The organism is Ruminococcus sporogenes (assembly GCF_054655175.1).
Window position 1 is genome coordinate 560,163 of the sequence record NZ_BAAHOA010000002.1, and the last position, 19,989, is coordinate 580,151.

A 19,989-nucleotide genomic window follows, 5' to 3' on the forward strand; every position below is an offset into this window, starting at 1 on the left:
CCTAAAAACTATGTATATCCGTTGAGCTTATTCTTTTTCATTATTCCGGGATAATCCTTATATCCGTAATTGAGATCCACATTTCCGCTGATTCCGTTTACCTTTCCTGTATGGCTGTATTGCCACATTCCATAATTACCGCTGAAATTGGGCTTAGAAACCCCGGTATGAGCAACCCAAACGTCATAGCTTGATAAAACGCTGCTGTTCATCTTCGTATTAAGCAGACTTGCATAACTGTAAACAGAAACATAATATTGTTTATTTTCCAAATAATCGCAGAATACCTTGGTAATATTGGATATTTGAGTCATTGTTAAATGAGTCTGACTATCATCCTCAATATCAAATGCAACAGGGTAGCTCAGCTTATATCCCTTTATGGCGTCATAGCAAACCTTAGCTTCTTTTAAAGCCTCGGACGTATTTACCGCATAGCTGTACCAATATACTCCGCATTCAATCCCGGCCTTTTGCGCTCCGGCTATATTCGTTTTAAAATTGGCGTCTACCTGATCGGAATACATTCCATAGCCTGCCCTAATCATAACAAATTCTATGCCCGCTTTTTTAACCTTTGTCCAGTCAATCGTTCCCTGATGTCTTGAAACGTCGATACCGTCCCTAACAGATTTCGTAGTTGTAGTTGTTTTTGTCGTAGTAGTCTTTACAGTTGTGGTGGTTTTAATAGTGGTGGTAACAGGCTTAGCGGTTGTACTGGCGGCAATCTCCGATAAAACCTCTTCCCTGTATCTCGCTATGTACCAATTTCGTGGTATTGTAGTGGTAGTTGCGACAGTAACGGAATGTTCAGCAGGCGGTTCAGTAACAGGCGCCGTATCAGTCTTTACGGTAGTAACGGTTTCTTCTGATTCCGGTAAATTATCATTCTGTATCGTCTCTGTTTCAATAACGTTTCCGTCCCCGTCAACAAGCTCATATGTATTATTCTCGGGATCATAATTAAGGATTGCGCTGCTTCCCTCCTTTGAATAAGTATTAGTCAAATCAAGCAAGGATTCAGCATTTGCACTAAAACCTATTGAAAACGTCATAACCAAAGCAGTCAGGACTGTCGCTATCTTTGGATTTTTAGACTTCATCAATTCCACTCCTTATAAATTGTTTACAAAACAATATCATTATAACACATCTCTTCATAAATTGTAACCGCTTTTTAATAATTCAAATAAATTTCTATGATTTATAACAAAATGATATATAATATTTATGTAAATTCTACAATATTTTTGTGTTAATTCGGACTATAAACATAAATGAAATATTGACAAAAAGAGCGAAATATAGTAAAATATATTCAAAGAAAATAGTCCGGTAGGTAAGGCTACCACAGGGATACGGGTTGCTGCCGCAAAATAGTGGAGACACTATGAGATGGTTAACAGGATATGTCGAAAGAATTAAGGCATATTTTAATGTAATTTCATGCCCTGCGAAGCTAAAGCTTGAACGGTATTTATAATTTTTACGATTATTTATCCGTGTCAGGTTTCTGCGCGGATTTTTTATTTCCTAAAAAATGTTTCCCGGAGGTAATAATCATGACTGAAAAGCTTCTTGAACTATTAAAAGAAAAAAACTATGTAAAAATTAAATCGGCAGTCAGGGATTTATATCCTGCGGATCTTGCGGCGCTTCTTGAAACTCTCGAACCCCGCGACATCACGCTGATATTCAGATTGCTTCCTAAAGAGCTTGCCGCGGAAACATTTACCTATATGGACAGCGATACCCAAATGCACCTTATCAGCGGATTCAGCGATAAAGAGCTGAGGGAAATGCTGGACGAAATATTCGTTGACGATACAGTAGACATTATAGAAGAAATGCCGGCAAACGTCGTCTCCAGAATACTTCAGAACACCGACAGTGAAACCCGGAAGCAAATAAACGATATATTGAACTATCCGGCTGACAGCGCGGGAAGCGTTATGACCACAGAATACGTTTATCTTCATAAGGAAATGACCTGCCATGAGGCTCTGGATTGGATAAGAAAAGTCGGAGTTGTAAAGGAAACTATATATACCTGCTATGTTACAGAATCAAGAAAATTAATCGGTTTCGTGACGATTCTCGATCTGGTCACAGCAGATGAGAACCTTACTATCGAAAGCATAATGGATACCCACGTCATTTATGTTAAAACCCATGAGGACAGAGAGGACGTTGCAAAAAAGTTTTCAAAATATGACTTCCTTGCAATGCCCGTTGTCGATAATGACCGCAGAATGGTAGGAATCATTACCTTCGACGACGTTCTCGACGTTATACTGGAAGAAAACGAAGAGGACTTCTCAAAAATGGCTGCAATACAGCCGACGGTTGACGCATATTTTAAAACTTCGGTATTTACACATGCAAAGAACAGAATAGGCTGGCTGCTTATATTAATGTTTTCCGCAACTATAACTGGCTCGCTTTTGACGCATTATGAAAACGCTTTCAAGGCTCTGCCCCTCCTCGTTTCATTTATACCAATGCTAATGTCGACAGGCGGAAACTGCGGCTCTCAAAGCTCTACCACAGTCATAAGAGGTCTTGCTACTGAAGAGATCAAATTCAAGGATTTTTTCAAGGTTGTTTATAAGGAATTTAGAATATCGTTAATCGTAAGCGTAATACTTGCTTTTGCAAACGGTCTTAGAATATTTATATTCTATAATCAGGATATAAGACTTTCACTAACGGTATCGTTTTCTATTATTGGAACAGTTATAATTTCTAAATTTATCGGATGTGTGCTTCCGCTTCTTGCTAAACGCGTAAAGCTTGATCCGGCTTTAATGGCAACGCCATTAATCAGCACTATTGTCGATACGTGCTCGATGCTTATATATTTCCAGATCGCTACTTTAATCTTTCCTCAGCTATAGAAAAAAGCGGATGTTTTTTGCCAATATGTTGACAAGAGGAACCTGAACAACTGAAAACCAAATGGCGCAGGTAGGATCGAGCAGGAGAAGTTGTGAATCGCGAAATTATTTATCTAAAATACTAAACGAGCGGAGCGCAAGAGCTCCGCTCGTTTAGTATTTTAGACGCCCAGTAAGAAAAGTCCGGTAAAAAAACGGTTGGGTAAATAGTATCAAATTTTCTCTTGACAAAATCGTCTTTGCAGGATATAATAATAACAGTGATATATAACAGCGTTATAGTTGGTGGGGGTGTGCAAAATAGATGGAAATCTGACAACCTTGGAGCTTATCCATCAGGCCGCAAAAGCGGAGTTTTTAGAAAAAGGCTTTAAAGACGCTTCCCTGCGGAATATCGTTAAATCTGTAGGCATGACTACCGGAGCCTTTTATGGCTACTACAAAAGCAAGGAAGAGCTGTTTGAAGCATTGATTGGAGAGCATTATGCTTATCTGCTGAATTACTTTCACAAAGCGCAAAAAGAATTTGCCCAGCTTCCATATGAGCGGCAGCCTGAAGTAATGAGCGATATTTCCGGCGCTTGTATGTTCGAGATGCTCCACTATGCCTATGAACATCTGGATGAATGTAAACTCATCCTTTGCTGTTCAGAGGGGACAAAGTTTTCAGGGCTTATTGATGAAATGGTGGAGATAGAGGTTGAGGGTACCCACGCTTATCTAAAAGTTCTAAAGGAACTGGGGCGACCTTCCCCGCAGATTGATCCCACGCTGGAGCATATTTTGATTACAGGCATGTTCCACACCTTTTTTGAACTGGTAATCCACGAAATGCCGCTCCAAGATGCAGAAAATTATGTAAATGAAATGCGAGCCTTTTATACAGCCGGGTGGATGAAAATTATGGGGCAGTAGCGCCCTGTAATTTTTACCTGCCAGTTAGCTGTGGCTAACTCATACGGATATAAGAAGAACGCGCTTACGTTCTCTTTATCATATATAAAATAAAAGGAGGAATCTTCTTTGAAAAAACAATCCAATCTGTCACGACTGCTACAGATTGCAGGCAGCCACAAATATCTAATCTATACTTCATGGGCGCTTTCGGCAATCAGCGCCCTCATCGCATTAGCGCCTTTCTACTATATCTGGAAAGTCATTCAGGAAGTATTGGAAGTTGCGCCGGACTTTAGCCAGGCGCAAAATCTGACGCATAACGGCTGGATGGCGGTACTGTTTGCTGTTTTTTCGGCGCTGATCTACATAGGAGGGCTTATGTGTTCCCACAAAGGAGCGTTTCGTATCGCTACTAATCTGCGCCTGCAAACTATGGAACATATCGTCAAACTGCCGTTGGGTTTTGTAGAAAAGTTCGGCAGCGGCAAGCTTCGCAAAATTGTCAACGAATCCAGCGCCGCCACCGAAACCTATCTGGCTCATCAGCTTCCCGACCGCGCCAATGCCATTGCAACACCCTGCGGTCTTTTGGCGCTACTACTGATTTTTGATTGGCGGCTCGGGCTTTTGAGCCTCGTTCCGGTAGCGCTGGGATTTCTGATTATGATGACGATGACCGGACAGCGGATGCAGGAAAAGATGAAAGAATATCAAAACGCTTTGGACGATATGTCCAACGAAGCGGTGGAGTATGTCCGGGGGATTCCGGTTATTAAGACATTCGGACAGACAATATTCTCTTTCAAAAAATTCAAGGATTCTATTGACAGGTATAAAATATGGGTGATTGCCTATACAAAACAGCTTCGAACGCCTATGATGTTTTACACAGCGGCCATCAACGGAGTCTTTGCCGCGCTGATAGCCGGTGGACTGATGTTTACACAAAGCGTTGTAAACACAGAATTTCTGCTGGATATGATTTTTTACATCATCATTACCCCCATTATCTCTGTCACCCTTACCCGCATTATGTTCCAAAGCGAAAACGCTATGATTGTAGACGACGCTTTGCAGAGAATCGACAGTGTATTAAGTCTGCAGCCGATGATAGATCCGGAACAGCCGGAACACCCTAAAGACGCTTCGGTTCAGCTCAGTCATGTTCATTTCAGCTATGATGGAGAAAACGAAGTCATAAAGGATATTTCCCTCACTATTACTAAGGGACAGACCGTAGCGTTTGTGGGGCCGTCCGGCGGTGGCAAGACCACTCTTGCCAATTTGATCTGCCGGTTCTTTGACGCTCAGAGCGGTATTGTAAAAATAGGCGGCGTCGATGTGAGGAACATCTCTAAAGAAGAGCTTATGAATACCGTTTCCTTTGTGTTCCAAAACAGCCGACTGATCAAAGCCTCAATTTTGGAAAATGTGCGCATGGGTAAGCCGACAGCCACCCGGAAAGAAATCATGGCCGCGCTCCACAACGCCCAGTGCGATGATATCTTAGAAAAGCTGCCCCAGGGCGCGGACACCGTGATCGGCTCAAAGGGCATTTATCTTTCCGGGGGCGAACAGCAGCGAATCGCCATCGCCCGTGTTATGCTGAAAAACGCACCCATTATTATTCTGGACGAAGCTACAGCTTTTGCCGATCCGGACAATGAAACCCGCGTACAAGCCGCCTTCTCTAAACTGTCTGAGGGAAAAACGGTTATTATGATCGCACATCGTCTCTCCACTGTGACCGGCGCAGACAAAATCTATGTTATCAAGGACGGACAGATCGCAGAGAGCGGTAAAAGCCGGAAACTGCTGGAAAAAGACGGTATTTTCAGCCGCATGTGGCAGGATTATCAAACTTCCGTTCAGTGGAAAGTTTCAAAGGAGGTACAATAAAGTGATTAAGAAGCTGCAAAAACGATACGCTCTTTCCGAGCAAGGAGCCAAAGATTTGGTGAAAGGCTGTCTGGCCTGCGTGCTGCAAAACCTTTCATTTATGTTCCCGGTGAGCCTGCTGTATTTTTTAGTAGGCGATTTGATGAACGGCGGTGTTCCAGGTGAAAAACTTATCTTTTACATCGTGGGCTGCGCAGTGTGCATTAGTTTGATCTTGCTTACTACTTACATTCAGTACAACGCCACCTACTTTGCCACTTATACAGAAAGCGGCGTGCGGCGGATTACGCTGGCTGAACGGCTGCGAAAAATCCCGCTGTCTTTCTTCGGAAAAAAAGATTTGGCTGACCTCACCAGTACCATCATGGCCGACTGCACCTTTTTGGAGCAGAGCTTTTCCCACTTTATTCCCGAACTGGCCGGCTCCATCATCTCCACGGTGTTAATTTCTATCAGCCTTTTGGTGTTTGACTGGCGTATGGCGCTGGCGGCGCTGTGGGTACTGCCGATTGCCTTTGCTATTGTAGGTTTCTCCTCAAAAGTGCAGGAACGGCTCAATCAAAAGTCCATGAATGTGAAGATGGCCTGCGCAGACGGGATTCAGGAATGCATTGAGACGGTACGCGACCTGAAGGTCAACAATGCCGAACAGGAATACTTAAGGGGATTGGAAAAGAAAATTCGCGCTGTGGAACACCGCTCCATTCTCAATGAGTTTGGGCTGGCTGCCTTTGTGGTGTCCGCATCCTTGGTGTTGAAGCTGGGGATTGCCACGGTTGCGCTGGCAGGCTCTATCCTACTGATAGGGGGCAGTCTCGACGTGCTGACTTTCTTTATGTTTCTGCTGGTTGTCTCACGGCTTTACGATCCGCTGCAAGGGGCGCTGCAAAATCTGGCGGCGGTTATCAGCACCCGCACCAATATCGCCCGAATGAATGAAATCCTCGATCATCCCATTCAACAGGGAGAGAACAGGCTTTCCAACAAAGGCTATGATATTACATTCGACCATGTAGGATTTGCCTACAACACAGGGGAAACCGTATTGAAGGATGTTTCCTTTACTGCAAAACAGGGCGAAGTCACAGCTTTGGTGGGACCGTCAGGCGGCGGCAAAACTACGGTATCACGACTGGCGGCGAGGTTCTGGGATGTGAGCCGAGGCAGGATTTCTGTGGGAGGCATGGACATTTCCAAAATCGAACCTGAGACGTTGCTTTCCCTGTTCTCCATTGTGTTTCAGGATGTCACTCTGTTCGACAACACCATTATGGAAAATATACGAATCGGAAATAAGGACGCTACCGACGAACAGGTGTTGGCTGCGGCAAGGCTTGCCAATGTGGACGAATTTGCCGTAAAGCTGCCGGATTGCTGGAACACCCATATCGGCGAAAACGGCTGCGAGCTTTCCGGCGGTGAGCGGCAGCGGATTTCCATCGCTCGTGCTTTTTTGAAAAATTCCCCTATTATTCTTTTGGACGAAGCCACGGCTTCTCTTGATGTAGAGAATGAAACCCTGATTCAAACGGCTCTTTCCCGCCTGATTGCAGATAAGACCGTGCTGGTGATTGCTCATCGGATGCGCACCGTGGCCGGAGCAGACAAGATCGTGGCGCTTTCGGATGGGACAGTGACAGAAGCAGGCGCGCCGGAAACATTGCTGGAGCAAAACGGCCTCTATGCCCGCATGGTGAAGTTACAGACAGATAGCCAAAACTGGAAGTTGGCATAAAACGGCTTATGACAAAAACTATTCATCCTACTATGCGCAGATTAGCAAATGGAATAGGTATGAGTTGTAATAGCGAATGGCGCTGCAACCTTTCGGCTGCAGCGCCACCTTACATACACTTCCCTTCTTATCCTCCTCAGCTAATGATACGGACGCTTTTTCTTATGCAAATTATTCGCCGATTCCCTCTATTGTATATATAAATTTAACATTACCTTCCATATTATTACCGATATCGGAAAAACTTGAATATGATTTCGATACGTCAGATAAATCTTTAAGTCTGTCTATGAATTCTTTAAAGTCGTCTTTATAGAATTCCTTTATTTTATCCGTACCTTCCTTTTTAAACTTTTTCATACCTTCGTCTAATTCCTTTGAACCGTCTTCAAACTTCGAAATACCGTCGACAAGCTCCGAACTTCCGCTTTTCAAAGCTGAAACTCCGTCTTCGAGCGAAGAGCTTCCCGATAACAAAGAATACAGCCCATCCCTCAATGCGGTAATAGACGTATAAATTGTGGAAGCGCCTTCTGATAAAGAACCGCTGCCGTCTTCCAGCTTTGACAGTCCTCCGTATAAAGAATTTGCTCCGGAAGCCAATGAATCGGCGCCTCCGGCGGCAGAGCCGACTCCGTCCTTAAGCCGCTTTGCACCGTCCTTAAGCGACTGATTAGCGGCTGACAGCGCGCTTGTTCCGTCAAACAGCTCCTCCGCTCCATCAGAAAGAGAGGAGATAGATTCATGCAACGTTTTAGATCCGGCCGCAAGTCTTTGCCCGCCGTCCTTTAGTTCCTTTAATCCGCTGTCAAGGCTTTCAGCTCCATCATACAAGGCGGCTGCTCCGTCGGAGATCGCCGACGCTCCGTCCCTAAGCTCCTCCGCTCCCCCGCTCAATGCGGACGCACCGTCCTTTATTGCTCCGCCAGCCTTCATAGAAGCCGAAATCTGTTCCTGACCGACTATAGTCTGCTGCAATGTTGCAATCATCTGAGCTATACTCTCATCAGGATTCTGCTGGTATATTGCCTCCAAACCTGCAAGCACCTGTCTGTTATACTCGATTGTTTCATCAAGGCTTTGACCTGCCTCGCTTATTCCGGCCGAAAGACCTTCCGCACCCTCCGCAAGAGAAACTGCTCCGTCGTTAAGCTGTTCAGCGCCGGCTATCGTATTTTCAACCCCTTCTTTTAACTGTGACGATCCGTCTTTAGCAGCAGAAATTCCATCATATAGCTGCTGAGACGATTTATATAGAGATTCTGACCCCGATTCCAGCTCAGACGCTCCGTCTGTAAGAGCCTTTGCGCCCGATTCAACCTGCTTTGATCCGTCAAGTACAGAGGATACGCCGTCTGTCAGCGCCGACGCTCCTTCCATTATAGGTGAAAAACCGTCTGACAACGCAGAAGCTCCTTCTGCTAAATCCTTCGAACCGCTTGAGGCGGAATGTATACCTTCCGTCAAAGTTCCGGCTCCGCCAATTAATTCTGAAGCTCCGTCGGCAAGACGGCTACTTCCGTCGGCAAGCTCTGCGGCTCCGCCGTTTAATTCTGACGAACCGTCTGCAAGCTGATCAATACCATCTATCAGCGATGATGAGCCGTCAGATAATTTTTTTATTCCATCGTAAAGCTCAGAAGTACCGTCTGCAAGCTTATCGGCCGCTTTGGTAATTTCATCAATCTTATCGTCGAGCTTATCTAAATTATCCACATCATTCATATTAATCTCGGAAAAAAGCTCGTTTGTAGCAATTGTTATTGATGTTCCTATTGAAAAGCTTTTTACGTCCGCAGTAAATTCAAAATACTCCGGTATATTTATATCGTTTTCCTTTTTATCCAGTCCCAGACTTTCCTTCAGTCCGGGAAGAGCCGCGCCTGTTACTATTAGCCTTTCACCGTCTGAAATCAGCTTGCCGTTAGTTACCTCCACATTATCAAATTTTTCACTGTCAAGTACGGCGGCAGAAAGCATCATAAAAGGAACAAATATCTCCCTTTCATCTTTTCCGTTTTTTATACTTACCTTTTGTGTGTTCGTATAATCGTATCTGATTGTAACCTTACCGCTTTTGCCCTCCAGCTCTTCTGGTGAAATATCTTTACCGTCAAGCTTATAAGATACCTTAACAGTTACCGGAGGTTTTTTTTCGGTAGTACCCTTATAATAAATATCAGATCCGTTTGCAGACCATTTTACATTACCATTGCTTTCACTAAAGGTTTCATCGCCTTTGACATTCTCTATGTCCGACAAATCCGATTTATCGTTTATAATATCCAGACCTCCGTTGTTATTAAGCCAATCGCTGACAATAATATTTTTCTCAGATCCGTCAGAGCCTGCTACTATATAAACAGTTTCTTCCTTTACAATATCAGAATTTATGTTTGTATCTTTTTTTTCATCAGATAAGGACGATGATCCGGCTGTCTTTTTTTCTGCTCCCAATACAAAAGCGCCGGTACTATATGCCGATATGAGAACAGACATTAAAACCGCAAGAATTCTTGTAAGCTTTTTCATAATTGATGTTCCTCCATTAAACCTTTTTCTTTTTAAAGCCGAGCGTAGTTCTGCAAATAAATTTATCAAGAATCATAAACATTGAAGGCAGAACGAAGATTACAGTAAACATACTTATTATCGCGCCTCTTGACATAAGAGTGCATAGCGACGAAATCATATCAATACTTGAATAAATTCCCACGCCGAAAGTCGCCGCAAAAAATCCAAGCGCGCTTACTATAATAGATTTTATTGATGTTGAAAGTGCAATTTCAACCGCTTCTCTTTTTTCTCTGCCCCTAAAACGTTCCTTTTTATACCTGGTCGTCATAAGAATTGCATAGTCTACAGTCGCTCCAAGCTGAATAGTACCGATAACAATTGAAGCTATAAACGGAAGCTTCGTCCCTGTATAGGCCGGTATTCCCATATTTATAAAAATAGCTGACTCAATAACTGTAACAAGTATAACAGGAAGCGAAACTGACCTTAAAACGACAGTGATTATCAAAAATATAAGAACTATAGAAACAGCGCTTACGGTTTTAAAATCGTTATCTGTTACTTCTATCAGATCCTTGGTAGCCGGCGCTTCTCCGATAAGCATTGCATTTTTATCATAGCTTTTTGCTATATCATTCAAAACCTCCACCTGTGCGTTTACTTCATCGGAAGCCGTCATATATTCAGAGCCTATCATTATAAGCTGCCATTTATCGCTTTTTAGTATTGACTTTACAGATTCGGGTATTATTTCTTCCGGTATTGCGGGACCTATTAATGTATCAAGACCAAGCGCAAAGCTTACGCCCTCAACGTTCTCCATATCTTTCAGCATCATATTTACGTCCTTGGATTTCATCTTCGAATCCGCTAACAGCATGTGCGTCGAGCTCATATTAAATTCGTCCGTAAGCTTTGAATTAGCGACAATGCTGTCTAAATCTTTAGGAAGTGTAGAATCTAAATTGTAGTATACATCATAATGAGTATATCCGTAAATTGCAGGTATAAGCAATACAACAAATGCGGTAATAAATATCCATGACTTTCTGACAATAAACGAAGAAAGCTTCTTCATTGACGGAATTATTTCCTTATGACGCGTTTTTTCAATCGCTCTGTCAAAGGTCAGTATGAAAGACGGAAGAATGGTAACACAGCTTATAACACCCAATACAACTCCCTTTGCCATTACGACTCCAAGGTCTATTCCGAGAGTAAAGCTCATAAAGCACATTGCAAGAAATCCCGCTATTGTTGTTACAGAGCTTCCTACAACAGACGAAATGGTATTGGAAATAGCATGGCCCATAGCCCTTTCCTTATCACCCGGGAATCTGAGCTGATTCTCCTGATAGCTATGCCACAGGAAAATGGAAAAATCCATTGTGACTCCTAACTGCAAAACTGCTGTCAGGGCTTTGGTAATAAACGATATTTCCCCGAAAAACATATTCGTTCCAAGATTATAAATAATCGCCATTCCTATACTGAGCATAAAGAAAAGCGGTATAAGAAACGAATCCATAGTTACGGCTAAAACAAGACTGACTAAAATGACCGCTATTACAATATACATAACCGACTCTTTATCAGAAAGATTTTTCATATCCGTAAGAACTGCCGACATGCCGCTGATAAAGCATTGTTTTCCTGTTACAGCCCTCATTTCCTCGATGGCCGCCATAGTTCCGTCGCCGGAAGTGGCGTCGTCAAAAAATACTACCATTAAAGTAGAATTCTCCGAATTAAAAAAATCATATAAATTTTCAGGAAGAACCTCCTTGGGAAGAGATATATCGGCAATCGTATCATACCACACAACATCTGCGACATGATCAATAGCTTCTATTTTCTTTTTTGTTTCAACTACCTCTTTATCGGTCATTCCTTCAACCATGACCATGGAAAAGCCGCCTTTTCCAAAGTCCTCCATTAAAATATCCTGACCTTTCATTGTTTCAATATCTTTCGGAAGGTAAGACAGAATATCATAGTTTATTCTGGTCGTTGCCATGAAAATCCCTGATGGTATTAATAAAAGTACCGATATGACAAGTATTATAATTCTGTGCTTAGCAATCCACTTTCCGAATTTAACCACATTGCCTCTCCTTTCTGACCGGTAGTCATTTAATGGCTATATTATACTTCCATAACAGTACAATGTCAATAGAAAAACGGCATATAAATGACTGATAGTCATAATTTCGTATACATGCATAAAATTAACAAGTCCAGATTATTGACTACTAGTCACTTTTTTGTATTGACATGTTCTGAAAAACATACTATAATAAATGTAACTTATAAAAATTAAGAAAGGAGCTGATAAAATGGGTAAGCTCGATATAAACAAAAAAAGAAAACGAGAATCTCTTTTAAATACCGCTTTTAACATGTTTACCACTAAAGGATTCAGCAAAACATCAATATCTGAAATAGTTGAAAAAGCCGGAGTAGCGAAAGGTACTTTTTATCTTTACTTCAAAGATAAATACGATATAAAAAATAAACTAATAACGCATAAATCTACTCAGATTTTTAAAACGGCTCTTGAAGAACTTGAAAAATACCCTGAGCTTGATTTTCAGGACAGAATAATTTTTATTATTAATAATATAGTCAACCAGCTAAACGAGGATAAATCTCTTTTAAAATTCATATCCAAAAACCTTAGCTGGGGCATATTTAAAAACGCTCTTATTTCCGGTAATTCGGAGGACATCAGTTTCATTAATATTTATGACAAAATGCTTGAAGACGCTCCCAAAAAGCTGCACGATCCTGAAATAATGCTGTTTATGATAGTTGAACTTGTGAGCTCAACTATTTATTCTTCAATACTCTATAACGAACCTGTAGAGCTTAATTCTTTAAAGCCATATTTATACAGCACAGTAAAAATGATTATTACTAACCATGAAACTGAAAGCTCAGATTAAAAAATGTTCCCCTGCGCATTTAATACGCAGGGGAACATTTTTTACATTCTGAGCTCAGCGCCTATATCATTTAAAGCTTTTAATATTTTTTTCATAACTGAATCGGCTTGTTCATCGGTAAGAGTACCTTCATGAGAACGCATGCTTATAGAATAAGAAATACTTTTCTTTCCTTCGGCAATCTGCTTTCCTTTGTATACGTCAAAAAGCGTAACCTTTTCAAGTAGCTTTCCGGCAGCGTTCTTTATAGCCTTTTCTATATCTCCCGAAGGCAGTGAATCATCGCAGAGAAGGCTTAGATCCCTTGTAGTAGCCGGATATTTAGGCAAAGGCTTATAAGATATCTTAGTTTCAGCCAGCTCCAGCATATCAGATATATTCAGCTTGGCTATATACGTTCTTCCGCCTATTTCATAATTAGAGGAAACTTCCGGATGAATTTCTCCAAGTATTCCGATTGCTCTTCCATTTTTCATTATTACTGCGCTTCTACCCGGATGGAATGCGCATGCTTCTCCGAATGCGTCAGAATCGCAGGCTCTTATATATTCAAAATCCTTTATGCCGAGAGAATCAAGCAAGGTATCAACAATTCCCTTCAATTCATAATAATCTGCACCGCCGCCGTACATGCCGACGGTCAGCCTGTCGGGTTCAAGAGGAAGCTTATCAGGACTTGTCGGAATATATTCCTTGCTTATTTCAAAAAGCCTTGCCTTTTCATTTCTGTTATTGTAATTCCTAGAGAGAATTTCAAGCATAGATGGAATAGTTGTTGTTCTCATAACGCTTGTATCTTCACCGAGAGGATTGGTTATTTTTTCAACATTTCTGAGAATGCTGTCATTCGGAAGTTTAATTCTATCAAAATGTTTTGGTGAAACAAATGAGAATGTTGCTATTTCATAGCAGCCAAGAGCCGCCATACCGGATTTAACCGCCTTGATAAATTTCTGCTCGGCCGTATATTCAGCTTCCGCAACTCCTCTGAAGGCTGTAGAAGGTATATTATTATAACCGTAAATTCTTGCAACCTCTTCGGCTATATCCGCTTTAAACTCTATATCAATTCTATAGCTGGGAGAAACGACCTTTCCGTTTTCAACTGAAAAGCCAAGCATATTAAGATATTTTATCATTTCAGATTCCGGAATTTCCGTTCCAAGAAAACTGTTTATCCATTCCGGATTAAAGTCAACTGTTTTCAACGTTTTATCCGTATAATCCTTATCTATAACGGTTTTCACAACCTCTCCGGCGCCCAGCGTTTCAACTAACTGAAACGCCCTGTTAAGACATACCATGCTAATAAGCGGATCGACGCCTTTTTCATATCTGGCTGAAGCGTCCGATCTCATACCGAGCTTTTTAGCAGTACGACGCACCTGAACCGGCTCAAAATAAGCGGATTCAAAAACAACAGTCGACGTATCTTCCATTATACCGATGTATTCTCCACCCATTACTCCCGCAACTGCAACAGGCTTTGACTTATCAGCTATAACCAGCATCTCATCTGTCAGCGTCCGTTCAACGCCGTCCAATGTAGTTATTTTCTCGCCGTTCTTCGCATTTCTGACATTGATTTCGCCGCCGTCAACATATCTGAGATCAAATGCATGCATCGGCTGACCGTATTCAAGCATAACGTAATTAGTAATATCCACAAAATTATTTATAGGTCTTACTCCGCTTGCTCTGAGTCTTTCTCTCATCCATCTCGGGGAGGGTTCGATTTTGACATTTTTAACGACGCCTGCACAGTAGCGTCTGCATTTTTCCGTATTGACTATATTGACGTTAAGCAGCTCTTCAATATTTCCGTCAATTCCCCTAAAAGAAGGAACAGGAACATTAAAAGGAACATTAAACGTTGCCGAAGCTTCTCTCGCCAGTCCGGTAACAGAAAGGCAATCAGGACGGTTTGATGTAATTTCAAATTCTACTGATATATCGTTAAGCCCCAATGCAGAGCGTATGTCCTGACCGATTTCACAATCCTCTTTAATTATGAAAATTCCATCCTCAATTGCATATGGAAAATCATGAAGATTAAGACCTAATTCTCCGAGAGAGCAAAGCATGCCGCAGCTCTCGACACCCCTGAGCTTACCTTTTTTGATTTTAATTCCACCTGGGAGCAAAGATCCGTCAAGGGCAACCGGAACAATATCTCCCTCTTTTACATTTGAAGCTCCTGTTACAATCTGAACAGGCTGATCCTTTCCGACATCAACCTGACATACTACTAAATGATCTGAATTTTCATGAGGTACTACTGAAAGCAGTTTTCCCACAACAACATTTGATATTTCACAGCCTTCTTCAGTATAACCTTCTACCTTTGAACCGCTCATTGTCATTTCATGACAGAATTTCTTTATATCTATTCCATTCAGATCAACATAATCTGAAAGCCATTTCATCGATAAATCCATTTGTTTTCCTCCATATTATATTAAAACTGCTCTAAAAATCTCAGGTCATTTTCATAAAGAAGCCGCATATCGCTTATATCATATCTTGCCGTAACCATTCTTTCAAGGCCCATTCCGAAAGCAAAGCCGGAATAAATATCCGAATCTATACCGCAGCCTTCAAGAACCTTAGGGTGAACCATTCCTGCGCCGAGAAGCTCTATAAAGCCCTCCCCCTTACAAACGGAACATCCTTTTCCTCCGCACATGTAACAGCTTATATCGACCTCGCAGCTTGGCTCGGTAAAAGGAAAATGATGCGGTCTGAGTCTTATTTTACAGTCGTTTCCGTAAAGCTTTTTCATAAGCGTTTCCAGCGTTCCCTTGAGATCCGCCATAGTAATGCCCTTATCTACAACAAGTCCTTCTATCTGATGAAATATAGGAGAATGAGTAGCGTCAACGGCATCGGAACGGTAAACACGTCCGGGTGAAATAATTCTGATCGGAGGCTTCTGATTTTCCATGACATGAACCTGTACTGAGGACGTCTGAGTTCTGAGGAGTATGTTATCCGTAATGTAAAACGTATCCTGAGTATCCCTTGCAGGATGATCCGGCGGAAGATTAAGCGCTTCAAAATTATAATAATCATATTCTACTTCCGGCCCGTCGGCAACGCTGAAACCCATGCCCATAAAAATATCTTTTATTTCATTTTCAACAATAGAAAGCGGATGGAGCTTACCGAAAGCCTGCGGTTTTCCGGGAAGCGTTATATCTATCGTTTCTTCCGCGATTTTTTCCGCCTGTTCTTTAGCTTTAAGCTCTGACATTTTAGCTGTAACAGCGTTTTCAATATCCTGACGGATTTTATTTGCAAGCTGACCAATAATCGGCCTTTCCTCGGCTGACAGCTTACCCATCAGCTTTAAAATAGCAGTAAGCTCTCCTTTTTTTCCAAGAAATTTTACTCTAAGATCTTCAAGACCTTTTATCGAACCGCATTCCAAAACCTCTTTAAAAGCTGCTGATTCGATATTCTCAAGCTGCTGTTTCATTGAATCACCTCATATAATTTTTATTTCTGCCGGATGTATGGATATTTAAGGGTATAAAAAAGCCCTGCCCTATAATAGGACAAGACATAGCTTGCTTATAAACCACCCATTAACAAAGAGCCGACACTCCCCTGTCCTTAACGCAGACATTACGTCGGAACTTACAATAATCATTACTTCAGAACCGCCACTCGTGAGTGAACTTCAGCAGTGCGAAAAACCGGACGGCTTTCAGCCTACGGCCATCCTCTCTGTGAATTTTAAAAAGCGCTGCCTACTCTCTCAGTCAATGTGTTTATTATATTATAAACAATATTAAAGAAAAATGCAAGCCCTTTATTGAAAGTTTTTTAAAAGTATGCTATAATTATTCAAAACTATTATAGCGAAGGAGAGAAATAATAAATGGATACTTTTGCAGAACAGCTTGTCACCAAAACACAGAATTCCTCGGACTCAATAAAAAAGATTATCGTTTTAGCAGGAGGAGGCGTTATCGTTGCGCTTTTGCTTTATCTGACCTTTATCTTTCCTCTGACCTTTATTCTTGCCGCAGGCGCGGCTTATGCGATATATCTGCTTTTTACCGGACTTAATATCGAATATGAGTATACCGTAACAAACGGAATTCTTGACATTGACAAGATCATTGCCAAAAGAAAAAGGATGAACATGATTTCGGCGGATATAAAAAATTTTACAGCGTTCGGAGAATATTCCCAAGCCGTAGAGCCTTTCAGCGGAACAACAGTTTCAGCCATCGGCGGTACGGAAAAATCCCATTATGCCGAATTAACAGATGAATCCAACGGCAGTATGAGACTGATTTTTTCACCTAATGAAAAAATTCTGGACTGCATAAGACCCTATCTTCCAAGGAACCTTAAAAAATAATTTAAAAGGAGCAAAACCATGTCAGTATTACAGGACTTAATAGTTAAATTCAACAGCAAGAAAAACGCCGAGCTTTACACACGCATTATAAAGGAAATTCAATCTGCTGAAAAAATATGGACTGCATTTTCCGACGCTTCAAACAACTATTATCTTGGAAACGTAAACGGAAGCGCGACGGCATACCTGTTTTCAGAAAAGGATTTCTTTGATATATTCTATGTTCACGAAAAACAGAAGGGTTATGATGTAAGATCAGCGGAAAACCCTGCCGAATACCGCATGGCTTTATTGGCCGACCTTTATCGAAGCGGCTTTGAAACGATTATAATTGACAGCGGACAAACCTATTTAAAAATGAGCCTTTTTGACATTATAAAAAAACCGCAGGAGCAAACTGATAACAAGGATACACGGCTTATCGTAAATCCATCGCTGGTGAGAACTGCCTGCTGGTTTTTTCAGGAAAATGCTAAAGAGCCTGCAAATGAAGAAATGTGGAAGCTTTTGTTTACAGAAATTTTCAAAGCTGAATATATTGTACCCGCAGATACCAGAAACCTAAAAATCGACGGAGTTAAATCCGGAAAAATCAAGCTTGGAAAAAATAGCGAGGTTTCTTTTCTGGTACTTCAAAACAGCGAAGGTAAAAGCTATTATCCGTTTTTTACAGACTGGAACGAGCTTAGAAAATATGATATGAATTCAAATTACAGCGTTCTTGCGGCTAATTTTAAGGATTTGCAAAGGTTTGCAGGCAAAGCGGACGGCATCGTTATAAACCCCTACGGGGCAAATATAATTCTGACCTCCGACATGCTCAACGATATAAAAAATATTTCATTGAAAGCTGAAAAAAGCAAATCGGAAATTATGGTTGGCGAGCCAAAGGAATACCCGGTAAAAATGGTTAGAGCTATGTCAGATTATTTTAAAGAACTTCAGGAAATCAGCTCGGCATATCTTAAGCTGATGGTAAAAGACGGGAATAAAAGCTATCTTGTTGCATTAAATTACGGCGGAAAAGAAAATCCGACCGAAATTTATAATAAAATTGCAGAAAAAGCTTTGCCTCATGCCGATGGAATACCGATAGATTTTATATCGGCGGATTCTGAATTTGCTGAAAAAGTATTTAAAAATTCACAACCGTTTTACAGGAATTAAAATATGAATACGATACACAAAGAAATAATTGTTACCCCGAATCAAATGAAAATACTTGAACAGGAGTCCGATAAATCCGGCGTAAGCTATGAGAAGCTGATGGAAAACGCCGGAATGGCTCTTGCCTTTGAACTAAAAAGAGTTATAAACATTCTCTGCAGCGATAAAAAGCTTTCAAGAAAACCGGAAGTAATTTTCCTCTGCGGAAATGGAAATAATGCCGGCGACTGTTTCGTTTCGGCAATATTGCTTAAGGAAATGAGAATAGATTCTAAAATCCTTCTTCTAAACGGAGAACCAAAAACCGAACTTGCTTATCTAAATTTCAAAAAATTAAAGGGTATACCAATTATCAGAGAAGAAAGCGAGATGCTAAATATCCTTAAAAATTCTTTCGCTGACATAAAGGTAGACGGCGTTTTCGGAACCGGATTTCACGGAGAGCTTCCGGATAATATTAAACGTATTTTTGAAGCATGCCAAGGATTTAAAATCGCTGCCGATGTCCCAAGCGGCGGTAATTGTAAAACCGGCGCCGTTTCCGAAGGTATGCTGAAAGCTAATATAACCGTTACCTTCGGCGGCCGAAAATTCGGAACGACTCAGTATCCGCTTAAGGAATTCTGCGGAGATATTGTAAGCGTAGATATAGGAATACCTCTTGAAGTTTATCAAATGCTTGATTATCCTATAAAAGAACTCGATGATCACATCGCTAAGCAATCTATTCCCAAAAGAAAAGCTGATTCCAACAAAGGAGATTATGGACGTCTTATTAATGTCTGCGGGAGTGAATCCATGCCGGGAGCCGCGATAATGTCTGCATGCGCCGCCTCCAGATGCGGCGTAGGACTACTGACTGTATGCACGCCTAAGCAATATATACCGCAATTTGCCGCGAAATTGCCGGAAGCCGTATATCTTCCTCTTGATACCTCTGCCAACGGAACTTATACGTCAGGCGCATATGAAAAGATATGCCAAGCAGCAGAAAAAGCCACATGCGTACTTATCGGCTGCGGAATAGGAGTAAGCGAAGACAGCAGGATTCTGGTAAAAAAATTGCTGTTAAATTTAAATTGTCCTATTATTTTGGACGCAGACGGAATAAACTGCATAACAGACTGCATAGATATTATTAGACAAACAAAGTCAAGCATTACATTGACTCCCCACCCAGCAGAGATGGCACGGCTATGCGGCGTTACAGCGGCAGAAATCCAGTCGGATCGACTTGAATATTCAAAATGCTTTGCAAAAAATTATCACTGTACTGTCATTTTAAAGGGAGCCGGTACAATTATTGCATCTCCTGAAAGAGCATATGTATGCCCAACAGGCAATCCGGGAATGAGCAAAGGCGGAAGCGGAGATGTTTTAAGCGGAATTATTGCGTCCTTTACAGCGCAAAATATTCCTGCTTACGCCGGAGTTTATATTCATGGAAAGGCAGGGGATAACGCGGCTGTAAAGCGTTCTATGCAAGGAATGCTTCCTACAGATATAATTGACGAGCTGACGGGAATATTTAAAGAATATGAAAAGGAATAAAATAAAGAC

13 protein-coding genes and 1 riboswitch are annotated in these 19,989 nt (G+C 41.5%); of the genes, 8 read left to right on the forward strand and 5 right to left on the reverse strand.

The features are described from left to right. Nucleotides 1-8: 8 nt before the first annotated feature. Entirely contained in the window at nt 9-1,103 is a 1,095-nt protein-coding gene (locus ACYQ0N_RS09260) for a glycoside hydrolase family 25 protein (RefSeq protein WP_177533446.1), read from the reverse strand. A gap of 221 nt (nt 1,104-1,324) precedes the next feature. Then, nucleotides 1,325-1,483: riboswitch (M-box (ykoK) riboswitch) on the forward strand. 79 nt (nt 1,484-1,562) lie between these two features. Between ACYQ0N_RS09260 and mgtE the strand changes: the two genes are divergently transcribed. From mgtE to ACYQ0N_RS09280, 4 genes are all read left to right on the forward strand, one after another. Continuing rightward, nucleotides 1,563-2,897, forward strand: a complete 1,335-nt coding sequence (gene mgtE / locus ACYQ0N_RS09265; protein WP_177533445.1) for a magnesium transporter — start codon at nt 1,563-1,565, stop codon at nt 2,895-2,897. Nucleotides 2,898-3,188: 291 nt separating this feature from the next. Next, the gene (locus ACYQ0N_RS09270) at nt 3,189-3,812 is read left to right on the forward strand and encodes a TetR family transcriptional regulator (RefSeq protein ID WP_177533444.1); all 624 of its coding nucleotides are present in this window, start codon (nt 3,189-3,191) and stop codon (nt 3,810-3,812) included. A gap of 108 nt (nt 3,813-3,920) precedes the next feature. Beyond that, the gene (locus ACYQ0N_RS09275; RefSeq protein ID WP_177533443.1) at nt 3,921-5,693 is read left to right on the forward strand and encodes an ABC transporter ATP-binding protein; all 1,773 of its coding nucleotides are present in this window, start codon (nt 3,921-3,923) and stop codon (nt 5,691-5,693) included. A gap of 1 nt (nt 5,694) precedes the next feature. After that, on the forward strand, nt 5,695-7,428 hold the full coding sequence (locus ACYQ0N_RS09280; RefSeq protein WP_177533442.1) for an ABC transporter ATP-binding protein: 1,734 nt from the start codon (nt 5,695-5,697) through the stop codon (nt 7,426-7,428). Between the two features lie 171 nt (nt 7,429-7,599). Here the strand turns inward: ACYQ0N_RS09280 and ACYQ0N_RS09285 are convergent, their stop codons facing one another. Beyond that, nucleotides 7,600-9,960 carry a methyl-accepting chemotaxis protein gene (locus tag ACYQ0N_RS09285; protein ID WP_460162502.1) on the reverse strand — a complete coding sequence of 787 codons (2,361 nt, stop codon included), beginning with the start codon at nt 9,958-9,960 and terminating at the stop codon, nt 7,600-7,602. A gap of 16 nt (nt 9,961-9,976) precedes the next feature. Continuing rightward, the gene (locus tag ACYQ0N_RS09290) at nt 9,977-12,049 is read right to left on the reverse strand and encodes an efflux RND transporter permease subunit (protein WP_460162503.1); all 2,073 of its coding nucleotides are present in this window, start codon (nt 12,047-12,049) and stop codon (nt 9,977-9,979) included. Nucleotides 12,050-12,281: 232 nt separating this feature from the next. On the opposite strand from ACYQ0N_RS09290, the gene ACYQ0N_RS09295 reads away from it, so the two are divergent. After that, a complete protein-coding gene (locus tag ACYQ0N_RS09295; RefSeq protein WP_460162504.1) occupies nt 12,282-12,890 on the forward strand; it encodes a TetR/AcrR family transcriptional regulator in 609 nt (202 codons plus the stop codon). A gap of 41 nt (nt 12,891-12,931) precedes the next feature. On the opposite strand, the gene pheT is transcribed toward ACYQ0N_RS09295, so the two are convergent. Both pheT and pheS read right to left on the reverse strand, forming a co-directional pair. After that, a complete protein-coding gene (gene pheT / locus ACYQ0N_RS09300) occupies nt 12,932-15,328 on the reverse strand; it encodes a phenylalanine--tRNA ligase subunit beta (RefSeq protein ID WP_460162505.1) in 2,397 nt (798 codons plus the stop codon). Nucleotides 15,329-15,348: 20 nt separating this feature from the next. Beyond that, nucleotides 15,349-16,368, reverse strand: coding sequence for a phenylalanine--tRNA ligase subunit alpha (pheS, locus tag ACYQ0N_RS09305; RefSeq protein ID WP_177533437.1), 1,020 nt, complete (start codon nt 16,366-16,368; stop codon nt 15,349-15,351). A gap of 405 nt (nt 16,369-16,773) precedes the next feature. Here pheS and ACYQ0N_RS09310 point away from each other — a divergent pair, with 405 nt between their 5' ends. From ACYQ0N_RS09310 to ACYQ0N_RS09320, 3 genes are read left to right on the forward strand one after another with little or no spacing between them, the layout of a single operon-like run. Continuing rightward, nucleotides 16,774-17,262: a hypothetical protein gene (locus ACYQ0N_RS09310; protein ID WP_460162506.1), complete on the forward strand. Its 489-nt coding sequence runs from the start codon at nt 16,774-16,776 to the stop codon at nt 17,260-17,262. 18 nt (nt 17,263-17,280) lie between these two features. Continuing rightward, complete coding sequence (locus ACYQ0N_RS09315) at nt 17,281-18,429, forward strand: enhanced serine sensitivity protein SseB (protein ID WP_460162507.1); 1,149 nt, start codon at nt 17,281-17,283, stop codon at nt 18,427-18,429. A 3-nt stretch (nt 18,430-18,432) separates the two neighbouring features. After that, nucleotides 18,433-19,980, forward strand: a complete 1,548-nt coding sequence (locus ACYQ0N_RS09320; protein ID WP_460162508.1) for an NAD(P)H-hydrate dehydratase — start codon at nt 18,433-18,435, stop codon at nt 19,978-19,980. The last annotated feature ends 9 nt before the right edge of the window (nt 19,981-19,989 follow it).